This is a genomic window from Candidatus Harpocratesius sp. (genome assembly GCF_054039255.1).
In genome coordinates this window covers 35007-53345 of record NZ_JBPLBG010000049.1, presented here as the reverse complement: position 1 = coordinate 53345, position 18339 = coordinate 35007, and the positions used below count along the sequence as shown (strand labels likewise).

At 33.5% G+C, this 18339-nt stretch carries 17 protein-coding genes and 1 tRNA gene; 12 read left to right on the top strand and 6 right to left on the bottom strand.

Annotated elements, in window-relative coordinates; all coding sequences use genetic code 11:
• Position 1: 1 nt before the first annotated feature.
• From ACXLDF_RS11785 to ACXLDF_RS11775, 3 genes are all read left to right on the top strand, one after another.
• Positions 2-928, top strand: a complete 927-nt coding sequence (locus tag ACXLDF_RS11785) for a hypothetical protein (protein ID WP_457558729.1) — start codon at positions 2-4, stop codon at positions 926-928.
• A gap of 60 nt (positions 929-988) precedes the next feature.
• The gene (locus ACXLDF_RS11780) at positions 989-1705 is read left to right on the top strand and encodes a nucleotidyltransferase domain-containing protein (protein ID WP_457558728.1); all 717 of its coding nucleotides are present in this window, start codon (positions 989-991) and stop codon (positions 1703-1705) included.
• A 66-nt stretch (positions 1706-1771) separates the two neighbouring features.
• Positions 1772-2971 carry a radical SAM protein gene (locus ACXLDF_RS11775; RefSeq protein ID WP_457558727.1) on the top strand — a complete coding sequence of 400 codons (1200 nt, stop codon included), beginning with the start codon at positions 1772-1774 and terminating at the stop codon, positions 2969-2971.
• Between the two features lie 42 nt (positions 2972-3013).
• Here ACXLDF_RS11775 and ACXLDF_RS11770 read toward each other — a convergent pair whose 3' ends face one another.
• From ACXLDF_RS11770 to ACXLDF_RS11755, 4 genes are read right to left on the bottom strand one after another with little or no spacing between them, the layout of a single operon-like run.
• Positions 3014-4039 carry a radical SAM protein gene (locus ACXLDF_RS11770; RefSeq protein ID WP_457558726.1) on the bottom strand — a complete coding sequence of 342 codons (1026 nt, stop codon included), beginning with the start codon at positions 4037-4039 and terminating at the stop codon, positions 3014-3016.
• A gap of 19 nt (positions 4040-4058) precedes the next feature.
• Positions 4059-5141 carry an mRNA surveillance protein pelota gene (locus ACXLDF_RS11765; RefSeq protein ID WP_457558725.1) on the bottom strand — a complete coding sequence of 361 codons (1083 nt, stop codon included), beginning with the start codon at positions 5139-5141 and terminating at the stop codon, positions 4059-4061.
• A 35-nt stretch (positions 5142-5176) separates the two neighbouring features.
• Complete coding sequence (cgi121, locus tag ACXLDF_RS11760; RefSeq protein ID WP_457558724.1) at positions 5177-5989, bottom strand: KEOPS complex subunit Cgi121; 813 nt, start codon at positions 5987-5989, stop codon at positions 5177-5179.
• A 55-nt stretch (positions 5990-6044) separates the two neighbouring features.
• A complete protein-coding gene (locus ACXLDF_RS11755; protein ID WP_457558723.1) occupies positions 6045-6629 on the bottom strand; it encodes a phosphoribosyltransferase in 585 nt (194 codons plus the stop codon).
• Positions 6630-7431: 802 nt separating this feature from the next.
• Here ACXLDF_RS11755 and ACXLDF_RS11750 point away from each other — a divergent pair.
• From ACXLDF_RS11750 to ACXLDF_RS11720, 7 genes are all read left to right on the top strand, one after another.
• Entirely contained in the window at positions 7432-8022 is a 591-nt protein-coding gene (locus ACXLDF_RS11750) for a hypothetical protein (protein WP_457558722.1), read from the top strand.
• Positions 8023-8174: 152 nt separating this feature from the next.
• Positions 8175-9170: a GTP-binding protein gene (locus tag ACXLDF_RS11745; protein ID WP_457558721.1), complete on the top strand. Its 996-nt coding sequence runs from the start codon at positions 8175-8177 to the stop codon at positions 9168-9170.
• Between the two features lie 33 nt (positions 9171-9203).
• Entirely contained in the window at positions 9204-9572 is a 369-nt protein-coding gene (locus ACXLDF_RS11740) for a hypothetical protein (protein WP_457558720.1), read from the top strand.
• A gap of 325 nt (positions 9573-9897) precedes the next feature.
• Positions 9898-10920: an RNA-guided pseudouridylation complex pseudouridine synthase subunit Cbf5 gene (locus ACXLDF_RS11735; RefSeq protein ID WP_457558719.1), complete on the top strand. Its 1023-nt coding sequence runs from the start codon at positions 9898-9900 to the stop codon at positions 10918-10920.
• Between the two features lie 115 nt (positions 10921-11035).
• Positions 11036-11779, top strand: a complete 744-nt coding sequence (locus ACXLDF_RS11730; RefSeq protein WP_457558718.1) for a class I SAM-dependent methyltransferase — start codon at positions 11036-11038, stop codon at positions 11777-11779.
• A 364-nt stretch (positions 11780-12143) separates the two neighbouring features.
• Positions 12144-12401, top strand: a complete 258-nt coding sequence (locus ACXLDF_RS11725) for a DNA-directed RNA polymerase subunit H (RefSeq protein WP_457558717.1) — start codon at positions 12144-12146, stop codon at positions 12399-12401.
• Positions 12402-12609: 208 nt separating this feature from the next.
• On the top strand, positions 12610-15999 hold the full coding sequence (locus ACXLDF_RS11720; protein WP_457558716.1) for a DNA-directed RNA polymerase subunit B: 3390 nt from the start codon (positions 12610-12612) through the stop codon (positions 15997-15999).
• Between the two features lie 455 nt (positions 16000-16454).
• Here the strand turns inward: ACXLDF_RS11720 and ACXLDF_RS11715 are convergent, their stop codons facing one another.
• Together ACXLDF_RS11715 and ACXLDF_RS11710 are read right to left on the bottom strand one after the other, a co-directional pair.
• Positions 16455-16967, bottom strand: coding sequence for a transposase (locus tag ACXLDF_RS11715; protein WP_457558715.1), 513 nt, complete (start codon positions 16965-16967; stop codon positions 16455-16457).
• A gap of 57 nt (positions 16968-17024) precedes the next feature.
• Positions 17025-17348 carry a hypothetical protein gene (locus tag ACXLDF_RS11710; RefSeq protein ID WP_457558714.1) on the bottom strand — a complete coding sequence of 108 codons (324 nt, stop codon included), beginning with the start codon at positions 17346-17348 and terminating at the stop codon, positions 17025-17027.
• Positions 17349-17571: 223 nt separating this feature from the next.
• On the opposite strand from ACXLDF_RS11710, the gene ACXLDF_RS11705 reads away from it, so the two are divergent.
• Both ACXLDF_RS11705 and ACXLDF_RS11700 read left to right on the top strand, forming a co-directional pair.
• Positions 17572-17645 (top strand) — tRNA-Pro (locus ACXLDF_RS11705).
• 127 nt (positions 17646-17772) lie between these two features.
• Positions 17773-18291: a P-loop NTPase family protein gene (locus tag ACXLDF_RS11700; protein ID WP_457558713.1), complete on the top strand. Its 519-nt coding sequence runs from the start codon at positions 17773-17775 to the stop codon at positions 18289-18291.
• Positions 18292-18339: the final 48 nt, after the last annotated feature.

Here is an 18339-nt window from a genome sequence, read left to right as displayed (position 1 = left end):
TATGTTATTCTTTCAATGGGAGCATATAGATTGGATAAAGTGGATGCCTGTCGAAGTTGGTGTTTTATTTATCCTTATTATCTTTATTCGGTTATTGCGGCGATATCGTAGATGGAACAAAGTCATATTAAGCCATGTCGTGCAAAAGGAGTGGAAGATGGAGAATTATTCGGGAAATCTTTATCAATATGGTCTGAATGATAAATTTCTTGAATTAGAGATTGAAAAGATTTCACTTTCACAATTACAAAATAAACCTGTTGATCGCCAACTATATCACTTTTTTATGATTGCTCCCCTTCAAGGTGGAAAAAATGTAGAAAGCTTAATTGGTTCTACCCTTGCTTTATTGAATGCTAAAGTGTGGACAATGTCTCCTTCAAATTTCTACAAACTTTTAGAACGAAATTCATCACCCATTGAATTTTTACAGAAATTTTTAATTAAGAATGAAATAGACACTATAATATTATTTGATCATTCTATATTTCCTTATTTTTCAACAATTTATAATTACAAAGAACACACCTTTCCTAAATTAAAATATATTTTTATTCGCCCTACTTGGTTATGGTCAGATATTAAATCTTTTTTTTCATTAATTTGGGCACCTTTACAGGCAATTTATTATCTATATCTTATTCCTTTTAGAAAAATCTATAAAAAATACACAAGCAAAAAAATAGAGATTACTTCATTAAAATCCTATATTAAAGATCTTTTATGCATTTTTCCTGCTAAAAATTGGGTAAATATAAAAGAAAAAGACATTTTTTCAGAATTAGTTAGCTCGATTTCTGAAAGAAATGAAAATAGAGAAAGTATTCCAATAAATGAATATAGATTTTCAAAAGGAGATTGGTGGTTTTTCAGAAACGAAACAGTAATTATTGGTTTAATCGCGCGTTTTTTGAAAAATAGATTGTAATTAATTGCAACATTCTTCATTCTAATTCGATAAAAATCAAAGAAAAATAAATGAATTCAAATGGATCGTAAAAAAGAAAGCAATTTTAGGATTTTTGCCTATCAATCTTATCACTACAACCAGGCACATTGGAATCTTTTACAAAATTTTCGATCTCGAGCATTTAAGATTGTTTCTTACTTAGAAAAAATGGGATTTTCTACCTTGACTTATGGCTCAATAGCTCGCGGTGATATTTCAGTTCAAAGTGATATTGATATCTTGCTTTTAACCCATTTACATAGTTATCAATTAGAATTAGCCCTTGATACATCTTCTTACAAGATTGTACGTAAGTACTTAGTTCAATCCACACCAAATGATTTAATCAAACTTGTGTACGAATTACCTGAAAATATTCACTTAATTATCTTAATGACAAAACTATCATCTTTGGGATATGATTTTTATAATTTTGGTGGTGCTTTAACTTCAAATGAATTATCGCAAAATATTCGAAAGCCAGGAGTAAATAAAGATCTTTTACTGATTGAACCTACTCCAGATGGACACATCTCATCACCAATTATTGATCGACAAGATGAAATTGCCAAAATTTTGGGTATTTCAGACCAAATGGTAAGACAACGAATTCGTGTTTTGCAAAGACGAAAAAAGAAAGGCAGAACAGGAGTTTTTCTTCATCAAGAACTTGAATTAGACGAAAATGCAGAAACGCGACTCCATCAAATTGCCCGAGGTAATCGATTAGTGCGAAGACGATTAGAAAATGGATAGAAAAGAAAAAGAATGGGTAGTAAATGAAGAACATTGGATTGATTATTTGGAGAGATTTTAGTTAATATGAGAATTAAGGATAATGATACAAATCAAAATCAAAAAAAGATAAAGCGACTTCCTGGAAACTCTTGGGTAATAGGGAATTTACCTTATGGATGTCAATTATGCATGAAAGGTATGAAAGTAGTGTATTTCATGGGGGGAGATTGTAATTTACCCAATCATTGTCGCTGGTACTGTCCCATTTCTGAGCACCGAAAAAGCTCTTTATCCCATTTTGTGGATGAAATTTCAATAAATAACCCAGATGACATTAAAAACATCCTATCCACATTAGAAGAAGAAATATCAGCTGTTGATGCAAAGGGAATGAGCTTTACAGGAGGAGATCCCCTATCATCTTCGCGCAAGAAAGATTTAGTTTGTGCAATTATTCAAGAAATGAAATTAAAATATGGAAAGAATTTTCACATCCATCTTTATACTTCAGGTGTTACATTTGACCCCATAATTGCTAATCGTTTAGAAAAAGCGGGTCTCGACAGTATTAGATTCCATCCTGCCTTTGAAGATTTTTCAAAAATCGAATTTGCACTTGGACATTCTTATTCAGTCGGTGCTGAAGTTCCCGTTATTCCTACTGAAGAGAATCATCAATATATTCTAAAATTGGTTCAATACCTTCAAGCAATCGGTGCGAACTATATTAATTTAAATGAATTTGAAATGTGTGCACCAAATCAAGAAGAACTAATAAAAAGGGGATTTCATCTTCAACAAGGAACTTTGGCAACTGTTGAGGGTTCACGTAAATTTGCTGAACGTGTAGCTGAAGATTTTTCCAATAATGAAAACTTTACCGTTCATTTCTGTTCAGTCGCAGTAAAAGACCAAGTACAGATTAGAGAGCGCTATCTTCGGAGAGCGGACAATATACATCTACCCTTTGAAGAAATATCCGAAGATGGGTGTCTGCTATTCATGCAGATTCAAGGTCCATTGTCTGAAATTCTGAAGCTTGAAAAATTCTTACTAAAGCAAGCAAAAATACCAGAAAAGATGATGAAATTAAATAAAACTAGAGGTACATTAGATTTACCTCCGTTCTTAGCGAATGAAAAGAATTTTCTGGAGATTCTTGAAGATTATCAGGTTAAATGTGGAATTTATGAGATTCTTCCTTTTAGAGATCCAAAATTGGCAGAAATTAGAGAATATACCCCTATATTTAACAATTTGCCCAGCCATTTACACAGTAAATAACCTTTTTTCTAAAACTTATTCGCACAATTACTAAAAATGGATCTAATCAGAGGGAATTGCAGTTAATAAATTTCCATGCAACAAGCTTTTTATGAATTTTACTTGAATATGTTGCTGAGATTGAAGAGGAACCTTGCTTAGAACCTTTACAGCCCAATTTTCATCCAGTTGAGCAATATATTCATTTTTCCAGCGCCCCTGCATTAAAATTTTAACTTTTGCTTTTTGATTTCTCCTCACCGAGGGCATTACAGGAAAAGTTTTATGTATATCAAAATCATCTGGACCCAATTTGAGCTTTAATCCCGTTTTTTGCTCCATTTTATGTAAAACACTGTAAAAATACGAAAATTCCCTCATTTTTGCACGATGAATCTTTCTTCCAGTTTTATAAACTAAGTAATTTTGGATTCCAAGCCGGAATTTGGGCCATTCATATCCTTCAGAGCGTTTTTTCACAGCATATGAAATAATATCCTCAATTCCTTGATCATTAACACCTTTAAACCATACAGGAGCAATTAATAGATCCATATTTGTAGAAAGGATATCTTCGAAAGTTTGAAGCAATCTTGATAAATTATAAGATTTCACTCCACAATAATTAGCACATGCTTGTTCATCCATACTATTTAATGAAATATTTAATCGATTTAACCCCCATGATTCAAGTTTTTGAATCAAAGTTGAATTTAGAAGGAGCCCATTTGTTTGCATGCTGATTGTGGCAATTTTTGGAATATTGCGAAGTCCTTTAATTAGTTTTTCAAGCCCTGAATATAAAAAGATCTCACCGTAGGGAGCTAAATGGACTTCAATCGCATCATCTTGCTTAATCTCGACTGCTTTCTTAATCCACTTTAGTAAATACTCTGGTTCGGCAAGAAAATTACGGCGGTAATCCCCTGCAGAAACAAAACAATATTTGCAGTATAAATTACAGATGGTAATTGGCTTTACTTCTAGAACATTGGTTCCTCTATCTAAAATTCCTAAAAAATCTAAACCAAATAGGGGAACATGAAGCTGATCCCCAATTTCAATTAAAGGTGTGGCAGTTTTTCGCATGAATAAAAATCACTTTACTTTATAAATCAACTTTATAACGTAGTACAGCAGCAATTTGACCATATGCTTGTAATTGTTCACCAGCAGGGTTCATGGTACTTAGAATATGGACTGTTCCCCGTGCAGCTTCGGTATTATTTAATGCATCTTCAATTTGCTGACGTTTTTCTTTATTTGCCGATCGTAATAACACATCACAAATAAGAAGATCTTCAACAGCACCCATTTGAGAACAAAGAGCGGTTTGCTTCAGACCATATACCGCCGTTCCATTATCTTTTCCTAAATGTTCAATGAATTTTGCCATAATCATTTCATCTTGAGCCAGTTTAAAATCTGTTTTTAATGCAGCCAAACTTCCATTACGAAGAATTTCATAAACTGCGCTTAATTCACCTGAACTTGCATTAATAACTCGAATTTCTACCGAATAATCATGTTGATCGTGATGAGTGTGAAAATACTCAGAAAAATGCTCTTTTTCAAATCCAGGTCCACAGATAGCAATAAATCCTATTCCTAATTTTTCACAGTTCTCCCTCAAGACATTATAGACTTGACGATAAAAAGATTCAACTGCTGCTTTATGCATCTGTTTTTTATAACGTTTCCCAGGTATATTTTCATTAATTTCAACAATTGGTGTCAAAGAATAATTCGAAAGAATAGCAATATTTGCAAGCCCATTTTCTATCGCCACTACAAGAATTTGATTTGTATCTTTTTTAGTCATACTCCGCCTGATACGTTCTATATCGTTTCTAAACCATTTCTCCTTGAAAATGCGAATTTGGTGCCCAGGTTCTAAGTTGAATGTATGATGTTGACCATGAGATACATAGTCTTCAGGACCTTCCAAAATCACACCAGTAACACGAAGTCGATTAGTAAATTCATGAAATTCAATTTTTTCGACAGTTATCAAAAGCGTCATTGGTTTTCTTTGACCAGGATCACCTTCACGCAAGACAACACGCCGAACAGTTCGCCCCTTAATTTGATCCCCTGGAAGAATAATGTTATATAAAATCCATAGATCATCCAATGAATCAATTTGTACCAGCAGTTCTCCATTTCGGGTATTATTTTTTAGTATTTGCACGATAATATCTACTCCTTAATTATTTTTAGGTTGGATTAATATAGTTTGGTAGGACGGATATTTTCCAAGAATTGTTTAAGATTTGATATATTGAAAAGATCTTCTATTGCTGCAATTTGATGAGAGTGACTTAACTTGAAAAATTTTTCCTTCATTTCGGTTTCTTTTTGTGATGAAATTAGTTGATTAGATAGAAAAGAAGAAGGTACCTTAAAAGACTGGTATTCTCCTCTTGAATGAAGCAATTTCTGATAAGAAAATCCGTAATCTTGGATAATTTGCATCAATTCTTCTTCAGAAGGGGGAGACCATGAATCAATATTGTTTTCTGGAATATAATGAAGGAGATACTCAAATGCTCTTTGAACTTGCTTCAAATCGCCAAAAAGAATGTGATCACATTGAATTTTGGTCTCTTTTTCATTTTTTGGGTTTAGTTTATTTTTCAATTTTGGTGTTAATCCTCCTGCAAATGTCACTGCTACACTTATTTGACGCTGTAAAGATAAATATAGGAGCAGTTCCATTTCAGGATGATTAGAAATGTTATATTTTTGTTGAAAGGCATAGTTAATTCGGTGCAAAATGATTTTAAGTTGATGTAATGAAAATACCAAAGGTGATCGGAGAACTTGATAAGAAACAGAGAATTTTCCCTTGATTTCATCCTTAAGGGCCAGGTAATTATCAATGGTATCTTTTTCTAAAATAAAAGAATATAATTTATTGACATTTCCATAATAACGAAACAAGATAAATCCTATCTTCTTTTTATACTGGGATTGAGGGCAAGATTGAAAATTCTTGGTAACATCATCATAAATCGAATTTACTTGAAATGTAATCATTATCACCTAGTATTAATTATTTTAATTATTAATTCAATTTCATTTCATTCATTATTTAGCACTCAAAAATATAGCGCCCATTTTTTTGGACGAATTTTACAGACATATAATTATGAAAATCAATATCTGTAGCTTCCCATGGATAATGTATCCAACTATCTAAAGTGTATTCTCCCACAAAGTAACGTTTAATTTCAGAGGGAATGTGCCCTTTTTTTTCTTTTTTCTTATCATGCAATACTACAACTGCAATTTCTTTTGGGTTGCATTTTAACAATTCTTTTAAAGTATATTCCAGTGTTCTCCCAGTATCGTTAACTTCATCAACCAGTAAAACATTTTTTCCTTTTAGTTTTTCTTGATCATCATCCAACCACTGAATTCGGTGCAATTTATCCATCCGAATATCATTTTCATCGTAATAACTTAAACCAACAGTTAAGATTTTACGATTTATATAAATTTTAAGGATTCGAGCAGGGATAAATCCTCCAGTTCCTATGGCAATCATAAAATCGGGATTAAATCCAGAATCTTTAATTTTATTCGCCAATTTTTGAACCAATCGGTGCATTTGGGTGTAAGTGAAGTAATATTCTCCATCGATAGGTTCTAGTTTAGGAATTTTTGAGGCATCCATATAGGTAAAAACGTTGATTTTGATTTATTTTTTCCGATTTATAAATAAAAAATTGAAGAAATATGGATGATCAAAATCTACTAATGTTTTTTCAGCAATTTTATTTAAATAATAACTACGATTCCAAAAAATTAGAAAAATAAGGGAGACATTAATTGAAAAAAATAAGATTAAAGTTGAAAACTTTTATGTGAATTAATATAAGCACATAGAGCGCCTTGAGAAAAGATCATGTAGATAGATGTTCCTTTAAGTGAAAACAATCAAGATTCATGCATTCAAGGTATCTCAGGATTTGTATTTGTTCGTTTATTTGTGGTATATGATCTTACTATTGTAAAATGGCAATTTAGACAAATTATAAGAATAACGATTGATATTTCTATAATTTATTGTCAGATTTTATTCAGAATTGATTAATGAATTATTTGGTAATTCTCTTTTGGTCGTCCTAACATGAATTACGATATTTACTTAATTAGTATAAATTTATAAATTAGCTGAATTCGTCAGATTATGGAACAATAAATCAAACTTATTCGCAGCATTTACCCTTAAAACATATCCAAAAAAATTCATATGAATATTCAAACTTCTGTGCTAAAATTATTGCTAAAAACTGAAAAAAAAGATTCATAATGGTTGATCATACAACTTAATATTACAGAGCATTGATAAAATATTAATAATTATTCCAATCAGAAATTTTAAATAATCAACTTTTTTCATATCGAATTAGTTAAAAATTAAAAAAGGAAAGTTGGAAATTTGATTATTCCAACTTAAAAATGGGAGCTAAGCGATGACTTATTCACAGCAATATAAAGAAGAGATTGATCACTCTAATCAAATTTACGTTTCAATTACCTCTGATCACCCCGAAATTTTTCAAAAGATTCAAAAAAATGCAGATTATATTAATCATTTGTTGGAAAAACAAATAGGCTCACAATTCTATTTAGAAATCGTCGAAAAAGGGTTGCTGTATATTTACAATGATTTTTCTGTATTTAAAATGCTTAATCAACCTTTTTCTTCTCGTCAAGTCCTACGATTTTCTAAACAATCTAAAAAATTCGATGATATAAAATCAATTTTTCCATTTTATCTTAGTGAAAAATCATTTCCTAAGGCTGGAATAAAAATTTTCTTTCACACAATCTCAGAACCGAAAGAAAAAATTATATCTATAGGAAAAAATCATTTTAAATCGTTATTTGGTGACCGAGTATCTATAAACAGCAATAAACCAGGAGATCTTATTCTTCATTTTCACAATTTCTACGATTTTTCGCTCTATTTGGTATTATTAGCATCATTTCTCGCCGGAATTTTTAAAAAGATACCAGAAAGAAAAATAGCAGAGAAAACACCACAACAAATAACCAACTAAACATTTTTAAATAATAAATTTGCTGTAGATTAGTGCGAATTAGTTTTATTCATAAAGTTCACATATTTGTTATCATTGAGACATTAATATCCATTAAACTTCTTTTCTCCCCAAAAAATTAATAGGTCTCACTATTCATGATATAATAGATCATGGCCTATCACAAAATTCTCGATGATCTGCTTAAATGGATGTTCCAATCTGTGGGAGATGAACTGCTCGCTGTGGTTATCGTAGATCGAGAAGGTTTAGTGTTGGCGAGTTTAATTAAAGAAGGTCTTGATGAAGAACTATTAGGGGGAATCGCTGCCTTAGTAGAACCTGTTTTAAAAAGAATTTCTTCAGAATTTCAAAGTGGAAATTTTGGAACAGGTTCATTTGATACAGCAGATCACCGACTAATTTTCTGTGAAGCGGGTCCTGAAGCAATTTTAGTAGTAGTCGCCGATGCTATGTCTTCTATTGATGAGTTATTTCCATATACCTACCTTTGTGCAGAAAAAGTAACCAGAATCTTAGACGGTAGACCTGTTAGCCCTGTTATTCCAAGTTTTCATGCTCACAAACAAGATTCTATCCGTAATGAGGATATTGTTCGAATTCTTATTAAGGAAGGTGCCTATGTATTGAAAACCATTCTTGGTGGAGATGGTTCTGTTGGAAAAACAACATTAGTTAATAATTTTGTCGACGCTTCGTTTGATAAGGATTATAAAGCTACTATAGGCGTAAGTATCATGAAAAAGGCCGTGATTTTTGATCAATGGGGAGTAGAAGTACGGTTAACTCTCTTTGATTTGGCAGGACAGCAGCAATTTACAAGAGTACGACAAACTTATTTTCAGGGAGCTAAAGCAGGTTTACTCGTTTTCGATGTAACGCGCCCAGAAACGTTTGAAAATATCGAAAAGTGGTATAATGAAGCAACACGAATTGAACCTGACATAATGTTAATATTAGTCGGAAACAAAATTGACATGAAAAATGAAAGAAAAATAACTAAAGAGCAAGGAAAAGCATTGGGACAAAAGCTCGGATTACCCTATATTGAAACCAGTGCTTTGAATCGAGACGTAGTAGAAGAAGCTTTTCGAACACTTGCATTTTTGTTTTTAGAAAAAACGAAAATAACAGAAAAACTCGCTTAAAAAAGCGCTAAAAAAGATATGGTGTTAATATTTATGGATAAAAATGAAAACCTTCCAAATAATGAAGAATTTACTATTCAAATTACCCCATCAGCAATTGATTATATTTCATCAAGTGTCAACAAATCCACTTTAGAACAAATTGCAGTTGTTCTTGTTGATACACACTGCTGCGGTGGAACATTTACCGTTGAAATCCAGAAAAGAGAAAAAACTAAAGAAGACTTGCATTTAGTAGAACTATTTCCTCCAAAATCACGAAATTATGAGTTTTCAATATGGGTAGAACATCAAGCTTTACGAGAATTCAGTGTACCTGAACAAATCTTATTAGATCTTAATCCTTATTCAAAACCACCCCGATTAGAAGTGAAAAACGGAAGATTTGAAGAACCTTACTAAAAAACTTATTCGCACTTATTTGCACTTCGCAACTTTTCTTTATAATAAGTAAAAATAACAATACACGAAAGATTGGTTGTAAATTCGACAAAATTGCAGCATCCTTTAATCATTCTTTGAATCAAACAATTCCATTAATTATTATTTCTTGGCAATCTTCTGAAAAATAAGCGTCATAATATGCCGATCTATTCAATAATCTAAAAAAAATTTGATTCTTTATTTTAAAGGTTCATAAAAAAAAGGAAATTATGTCGGATACTCCCCGATCTCCTATCTTAGCTAAAAAAGAAATTTTCAAAGGTTATCCTTGATTTTAATACATGTGAGTTTCGAATACCTTCTTCCATATGAAGCAAAACCTCATGTCTATGTTATCAAAGCCGAAGAAGCAACAGATCCACAATACGGCTTTGAACCAGATAACCGTCCCATTGAGCACCATGTAAATATGGGTATTGTCAATTTAGATAAACCTCAAGGACCAACTTCACATGAAGTAGCATCATGGGTGAAGAAACTCTTTGATCTTTCAAAAACAGGCCATGGAGGAACTTTAGATCCACAAGTTACGGGAGTTTTACCTATTGCTTTAGGAAGGGCAACTAAAGTAATTCGTGCTTTACTTACTGCTGGTAAAGAATATATTTGTGTAATGTACCTTCATGAAGAGGTACCTAAAGAAAAAATTGAAGCCGTTTTAAACCTATACACTACTTCCTTATATCAGCGCCCACCATTAAAATCTTCAGTTGCAAGAAGGCTTAGAATTCGGAAAATTTATTACACACAACTGCTGGAAGTGAGAGATAAATTCGTTCTTTTTCGTGTAGGATGTGAAGCAGGAACTTATATTCGGAAACTATGTTTTGATATAGGAGAAACGCTCTTATGTGGTGCGCATATGGTAGAATTACGTCGAACGCGGACTGGAGATTTTCGTGAAGATACACTCTGTACTCTTCAAGATTTGCATGATGCCTTAACAATTTATCGCGAAGAAAAAGATGAACGCTACCTACGAGTATTAATCACTCCCATGGAAAAAGCGGTAAAGCATTGGAAAAAAATATTTATTCGTGATTCTGCTGTTGATGCGATTGCACACGGTGCGAGCCTAGCTATCGCAGGTGTGCTTTATTTAGAAAAAACAATTGAAAAAGGAGACCAGGTCGCAATTATGACCCAAAAAGGAGAATTAGTAGCTTTTGCAATTAGCTTAATGACAACTCACCAAATTTTGAAATCAAATCATGGAATTTGCGCAAAGACTCAAAAGGTTTTTATGCCTCGTGGTTGGTATCCCAATTGGCAAGAAGTAAAAAACAAGCAAGAATTAAACAGTTAAAATTTTGTTTCAAATTAATACGCTATTTGATTTAACTTAACCATACGAATCTGGATTATTTCACTTTAATATTTGATATATTACATAATTTACCGATTCTAATACTCAGGTGATTTTGATTCCTTCAAAAAAAAAAATGTCTCATTATTTTTCTCCCACTCATGCTTCAGCTGATCGGATTAAAAAACTCTTTGTTTCAATACGTAACCAAAACATGGTGTTACAGACAGCAAGAGAAGTATTTTCTCCAGAAAACATAGATAAAGGAACAGAAATCTTAATTAACGCGATTTTTTTGCCAGCACCCATAGAAAATGCATATTTCCTTGATTTAGGTGCAGGATACGGGCCAATTTCTATTTGGTTGTCAAAATATTTAGCATTTTATGAACTTACTAAGCAAACAGTCCAATCGACACCTATAACTCCGCTCATTTATAAAATTTATGCATCTGAAGTAAATGAACGGGCTTTATGGTTATTGAAAAGAAATATCGTTTCAAACAAATGTAGAAACATCGAGATCTTACCCGGTCCATTTCAAGATTCTGTAGATAAATTAAAATTGTCAAATATAAGATTTAATGCGGTATATACTAATCCTCCATTAAAAACAGGACATAAAAATATGCTTGAATTATTCGAAGCTGCGGCTGATCTTTTAACAAAAAATGGATTTATTCAATATGTACATAAAAAAAAATTAGGTGCTGAAGCTTTTCAAGCCAAATTACTAGATATTAAACCATCTTGGAATATCGAAACAATTAAAAAGCAATCAGGTTATCATGTAATTCTTTTTTCCCCCAAACCACTAGATATTCCCCACCGAAAATCATCAATTTCAGGTTATTTTTAGAATTAATTTATTGAAAAATAACATTTTATACATTACAACCATGATCAGGAAGATGCATATAAGTGCGAATAAGTTTCTTTTTTTTAAATCTTTTTCGTCAATTTTGATTTTAATAAATTAATCAAATAATGAGCCCAAAACATGCCAAATCTTATGGAGATGCACCTTTTATAATTTCTCGCAGCAAACTAAAACACATTAATCATATCTATATTTTTGACCTCAAAAGTCGAAAAATTTTTTTAATATGGCGATTTTTCTATCTTGTGCACAACGGAGTGATCAAAATTTTCTACTGGAAACTCCGAAATTATTTTATTTCCCATTTTATCAATGATTTTCTTTGAGAGAGTTGAATTTATCCTTGGCCAAAAAAAGTAAAAAATTAGATGTTTTAGCCCATTCTCTTGTTCCGTTTCATTCAATCTTAACAAAAGATGAAACGACACAATTATTGAAGGATTATGCCATTCGGCTTGTGGATCTTCCCAGAATTTTTCAAGATGATCCTGCCGCCATTGCTTTAGGTGCTCGAGAAGGCGATGTGATTAAAATTATACGAAATTCAGATACGATTGTCGACACTGTCGATACTTATCGTTTTGTGGTAATACGTCGGTAAAAATGGTAAAAGACCATAAAAAACCCCGTTTTAAACACTAAAAAAGGAACCTTATAAAATAAATTAAAGTTAATTTGAACAAAATCAACTTAAAATAAAAATTACAGTTCTGATTCAAAGAAAAAAGTCATTTATTCTCCATTAAAAAAATAATACCATAAATTAAACAATTCTTAAAAAAAAGAAATATTTACTCTGAGGCTCAAAAATGAATAGCAGCATTCTTTCCAAATCTTTTGTTTCCACTCCAGAAAATATGTGGGATTTACTCCAATCCTACTTTAATGAAATCGGTTTGGTCCGTCAGCATTTAGACTCCTTTAATGTCTTTTTAGAAGAAACCTTACAGCAAATCTGTGACGAAACCAAAAAAATCATTCCCGATATTCCAGATTTTTACATAATCTTTGGGAAAATAACCGTCGAAGAACCACAAGTTCGCGAAGCAGATGGTGCAACCAAATCCATTACTCCTTTGGAAGCCCGTATTCGTGAATTAACCTATGCATCTAAAATATATTTGGAAATGACTCCAGTTACTATTGATGAACGAACCCAACGACCCCATTACAATGAAACAATTAATACTTATATAGGTAAACTGCCAATTATGTTGAAATCTTCCAAATGTCCTTTGTCAAAAATGACAACTAAAGAAGAACTTATTCAAATAGGGGAAGATCCTTTAGATCCTGGTGGTTATTTCATTATTAACGGAACGGAACGGGTACTTGTTACTCAAGAAGATCTGGCTCCAAATCGAATATTAATTGAAGAAGCCAGCCGTAGTTCATCAGCCACTCATATTGCCAAAGTATTTTCCACAACACATGGATTCCGTGCCCCAGTGACCATTGAAAGACGAAAAGATGGAAATATACGCGTTTCTTTACCTTCAGTTCCAGGTAAAATCCCAATTGCAATTTTAATGCGGGCATTAGGGTTAAATTCTGATCGAAAAATCTTTGAAGCTATCAGTGATAACCCCGAAATTCAGAAAGAATTAATTCCAATAATTGACGTTGCATCTGCAATCGAAGTGGTATCTGATCCAGAAAAATCTATGATGAACGCGCTAGATTACGTAGGAAAACGGGTTGCAGTTGGTCAGACACGAGAATACCGTATTAAAAGAGCACAGCAAATTCTTGATCGATACTTATTACCACATATTGGATATGAACAAGAAGATCGTATTCGTAAAGCCTATTTCTTAGGTCAAATGACACAAAAAGTATTAGAACTTGCTCTAGATATTCGACGCCCAGATGATAAAGACCATTATGCGAATAAACGGTTGAAATTAGCAGGAGACTTGTTTACATCTCTCTTTCGTGTTTCATTCTTAAACCTTACACGTGATATTAAATATCAATTGGAACGTACTGCTGTCAGAGGAAGAAAACCCAATATTAAAACCGCTGTCCGTGCAGATGTTATTACCGAACGAATCCGTCATGCACTCGCCACGGGAAATTGGGTTGGAGGTAAAGCAGGTGTTTCTCAATTACTAGATAGGACTAATTTCATTTCTACTTTAAGTCATTTACGCCGTATAATTTCACCCCTATCCCGCAGTCAACCGCATTTTGAAGCACGAGACTTGCATCCAACCCAATGGGGCAAAATATGTCCTGCAGAAACACCAGAAGGTCCCAATTGTGGGCTTGTTAAAAACTTGGCGTTAACTGCTTTGATCTCGGTCGGAACAAATGAAAAAAAAATTGAAACAGACCTCTACGATTTGGGCGTAATCCCACTTGAAGAAGTGGAAGAAGTAAGCGGGAAAGCAAAGATATATCTAAATGGGAAACTTTTGGGAATTCATACAAATTATCGTCCATTGATTGAAACAATTCGTATGAAACGAAGACGGGGAGATCTTAACCCAAACGTGAATATTGCCTACTATCCTGAATCTAATGAAGTTCAAATTAACTGTGATGCAGGACGTGCACGGCGTCCATTATTAGTTGTAAAAAATGGAAAAGTTTTAATCACACAAGATGTTGTTGATAAAGTCCGCACAGGACAATTACAATGGAATGATTTAATCGCCCGCGGCTTGATTGAATATTTTGATGCTGAAGAAGAAGAAAACGCCTTAATTTGCATGCGTGAGCGCGATTTAACACCTGAACATACTCATTTGGAAATCGCACCCGCCGCAATTTTAGGTATCACCGCATCTTTAATTCCATTCCCTGATCACAACCAAAGTCCTCGAAATACTTATGAAGCAGGTATGGCAAAACAAGCACTTGGAATATTTGCGGCTAATTTTCACCTTAGATTAGATACTCGTGGGCATTTACTTCATTATCCTCAAAAACCTTTAACCAGTACAAGGGCAATGGAGATTATTGGTTTCGATACACGCCCAGCTGGACAAAATTTCGTTTTGGGAATTATGTCCTTTCAAGCCTTCAATATTGAAGATGCACTTATTATGAATAAGGCTTCGATCGAACGGGGATTGGCTCGAAGTACATTCTTCCGAACCTACGAAGGCGAAGAACGAAAATATCCAGGAGGCCAACTCGATAAATTTGAAGTACCTGAAAAAGAAGTGCGAGGCTATCGAGCATCTGATGCATACCGCCACCTTGCTGATGATGGAATTATTGAACCTGAAACTGTATGTGATGGTGGCGATGTTCTTATTGGGCGAACTTCCCCTCCTCGATTTACACATCCATATGATGATTTTGATGACTTATCTCAGCCACAACGCAGAGAAACAAGTATTAATATGCGACATTCAGAAGCGGGAACCGTTGATACTGTTATCATAACCGAAACACTGGACGGTAATAAATTGATTAAAATTAAAGTCAGAGATTTGCGTATCCCCGAATTAGGTGATAAATTTGCCTCACGTCACGGGCAAAAAGGTGTTTTAGGATTAATATCACCTCAAGAAGATATGCCATTCTCAGCTCAAGGCATCTCACCCGACTTAATCATCAATCCCCACGCCATGCCTTCACGTATGACCTTAGGACAGATGTTCGAAGGATGTTTGGGCAAAGTCGCTGCCGCAACAGGAACCATTGGTAATGCAACTCCATTCGAAATGGAAGATATGGATCAACTTCAATTGCACCTTGTGGAACATGGGTTTGACTATGGCGGCAGGGAAACACTCTATAACGGCGTCACTGGAGAAAGATATGACGTAGGTATCTATTTTGCTTGCGTCTATTATCAAAAGCTGCACCACCTTGTATCGGACAAGATTCATGCGCGAGCTCGAGGGCCAGTGCAAATTTTAACCCGTCAACCGACTGAAGGTCGTGCACGTGAAGGAGGTCTTCGTTTTGGAGAAATGGAGCGCGATTGTTTAGTTGGACACGGGTCTGCTGTGTTATTAAAGGAACGTTTATTAGATGAATCAGATCGCACTCAGATTTTGGTTTGTGAGAAATGTGGTTTACTTTCTGTTTATGATCGAAATCGAGATCGAACCTACTGTCCAGTTTGTGGTGAGAAATCGCAGATTTCTAGCGTTACATGTTCATATGCATTTAAATTGCTGTTGCAAGAAATGATGTCGCTCGGATTGGCACCTCGCTTGATTTTAAAGGATCGGGCTTAATCTTTTTTTATTGATTTCTCAATGAAATAACTTTTTTTACATTTTCCTCATTTACCACCAGATTTTGATAAAATCAAAGCACGTTATATATTAATTGTCTGAGTAAATTCATCCACAAGCCAATCGCAATATTCTTGGAACGTCATTTGATGATTTGGAAGGATTTGTTCCCGTTCAATTTGTCAAAAGTTAAAGAGTAAATCTTTACCCATTTCAGCAAAAAGCCGCGTTTCATCGTCGTTTGACCGCCAAAGTCCTTTGTGAATATCTACATCAGGAAACTCGGTCTCAATTTGCTATCTCATTTTGCAATATTGCATTATTAAGTATACGAAAGATTTTGAGCGATATTGTGGTGCAATAGTTGTAATTAACCCATATAATTGTTCACATACTTTGTCTAAACTTAGTAGTCCTTGTCGATAGGCGCATTTCAAATCATTTAATCTCTGTTTTCATTGAGGAATTAAATGAACCCAACAACGTGTCAATTTTCGGTTTCGGTTCTTTTTATTCTTAGTTCTTACCGTAAAAATTTGAATTCTCCCTTTATATCCTAAAATGTATTCTTTTTTTGCTTTTTTGAGTTGTTTGTAGTTTTTTACAGGCGTAATTACAGGAATTCCTCTGATTTTAAATGATTTTAAGATATTTTGACGATAATATTCACGATCAATTACACAAACCTTGATTTCTAACCCTAATTTTATCAACCAATCAGCAATTTTAATCATGAATGGGATTTTGGATTCTCGATACGCTACATGATGGCATCCGATAAAAAGAGATTTGTGAAGGCCATAAATCATTGCTCCATGATAATGGCGTATTCTTCGCGTGCCTTTTACCATTTTGCTGCCTTTAATCAGTGAATCCCTGCGTTTTCCCCAATATCCGAGATATGTAAGATCAAATTCAAGAACAACAAGATGGAATCTCCGATCTTTAAGAAAAACAAACCGAATCATCTTTTCGAATACGATGCGATAAACATCCTCCACATTCAAGATATTTTAAGTGTGCAATCAATCATTTACGGTATTTTGGTGCTGGAATGCACAGAATTTCTGCCTGTCATTATATTCTTGAGGCTTAAAATCTAAGAATTTTTGGGCCCATCGATTTAATTTCTGACATGCGTGGTGAACTGAGACCCCCCGAATCCAACAATAACATAATACTGCTAAAATATCATCAAAATACCATTTTTGCCCCTGTCGAGTAAGAGGAACCTTCAAAGCTTTTCTGACTGATTTCGCAAGATTTATGAAAAATGAAATCTTATTAAATTTTGGATAGCATGCACCAAATCGAGAAGGTTGATGCATGGTTTGGGGTAAATCGTCCATAATATATCCCAAATATCCTTTCCTTTTATTCTAGTTGATGCATTCACTAAATAAAGGAATATGACTAAGATTTTTTTTGTCGAATCGTTGAGAACTGTTTTATTTTAATTTTTCTGTATTCTTTTTCGTATATAATATAACACTTTCTATCCTCTGTAAAATGTAAAATTTTTATCCCATCCCACCTTTATATTAAATCAGATAGTTAGAGACTGTAATAAGTGGGAACGTGGTCTAGCTTGGTATGATTCTCGGTTCGGAACCGAGAGGTCTTGAGTTCAAACCTCAACGTTCCCATTCTTTTCATCAAATTGATTAAGAATTATTTTAATTATCATTAGTTATCTAATATCTTCTTCTACCTCTTTAATAGAAATAAAATTTTTATCGCAAAAAATTTCAAAAATACCTGGACATACTTAATATGAATCGCATTTTAATAATTGGATCAGGTGGAGCAGGAAAATCGGTTTTTGCGCGTCGATTAGGAAAGCTTCTTGAGCTTCCCGTATTTCATTTAGATTGTTATTTTTGGCAACCAAATTGGAAACAAACTCCAAAAGAAGAATGGATCTCGACTTTAGACCAGATTCTCCATTACAAAAGGTGGATTATCGATGGTAATTACTCAAGTACATTAGAAAAGCGATTAATGTATGCAGATACAGTTATTTATCTCGATTTTCCTAGAAGAATCTGCATATATCGAGTCATAAAACGCCAAACAATTTATCGTAATCACCCACGATACGATATTACGACAGGTTGCAAGGAACGAATTGATTTTGAATTTCTTAAATGGATTTGGAGATTTCGTAAGGAAAGAAGCCCCTATATTTTAAAACTGTTGAATACTGCAAATCTTGGACAATTATCGGTTTATAGATTTACTTCTCCTCGTCAATTATCTAAATGGCTGCAAAACCTTTCAAAAATCAGATAGCAAGACAATATCACAAATTATTACCAATTTCCCTCAATATCACTCCAT

Excerpts from the sequence above, each read along its gene's own strand:
- ACXLDF_RS11785 (WP_457558729.1), top strand. The coding sequence starts at position 2 with ATGTTATTCTTTCAATGGGAGCATATAGATTGGATAAAGTGGATGCCT.
- ACXLDF_RS11770 (WP_457558726.1), bottom strand. The coding sequence starts at position 4,039 with ATGCGAAAAACTGCCACACCTTTAATTGAAATTGGGGATCAGCTTCAT.
- ACXLDF_RS11740 (WP_457558720.1), top strand. The coding sequence starts at position 9,204 with ATGGATAAAAATGAAAACCTTCCAAATAATGAAGAATTTACTATTCAA.
- ACXLDF_RS11755 (WP_457558723.1), bottom strand. The coding sequence starts at position 6,629 with ATGGATGCCTCAAAAATTCCTAAACTAGAACCTATCGATGGAGAATAT.
- cgi121 (WP_457558724.1), bottom strand. The coding sequence starts at position 5,989 with ATGATTACATTTCAAGTAAATTCGATTTATGATGATGTTACCAAGAAT.
- ACXLDF_RS11720 (WP_457558716.1), top strand. The coding sequence starts at position 12,610 with ATGAATAGCAGCATTCTTTCCAAATCTTTTGTTTCCACTCCAGAAAAT.
- ACXLDF_RS11775 (WP_457558727.1), top strand. The coding sequence starts at position 1,772 with ATGAGAATTAAGGATAATGATACAAATCAAAATCAAAAAAAGATAAAG.
- ACXLDF_RS11745 (WP_457558721.1), top strand. The coding sequence starts at position 8,175 with ATGGCCTATCACAAAATTCTCGATGATCTGCTTAAATGGATGTTCCAA.
- ACXLDF_RS11750 (WP_457558722.1), top strand. The coding sequence starts at position 7,432 with ATGACTTATTCACAGCAATATAAAGAAGAGATTGATCACTCTAATCAA.
- ACXLDF_RS11710 (WP_457558714.1), bottom strand. The coding sequence starts at position 17,348 with ATGGACGATTTACCCCAAACCATGCATCAACCTTCTCGATTTGGTGCA.
- ACXLDF_RS11700 (WP_457558713.1), top strand. The coding sequence starts at position 17,773 with ATGAATCGCATTTTAATAATTGGATCAGGTGGAGCAGGAAAATCGGTT.
- ACXLDF_RS11780 (WP_457558728.1), top strand. The coding sequence starts at position 989 with ATGGATCGTAAAAAAGAAAGCAATTTTAGGATTTTTGCCTATCAATCT.
- ACXLDF_RS11715 (WP_457558715.1), bottom strand. The coding sequence starts at position 16,967 with ATGATTCGGTTTGTTTTTCTTAAAGATCGGAGATTCCATCTTGTTGTT.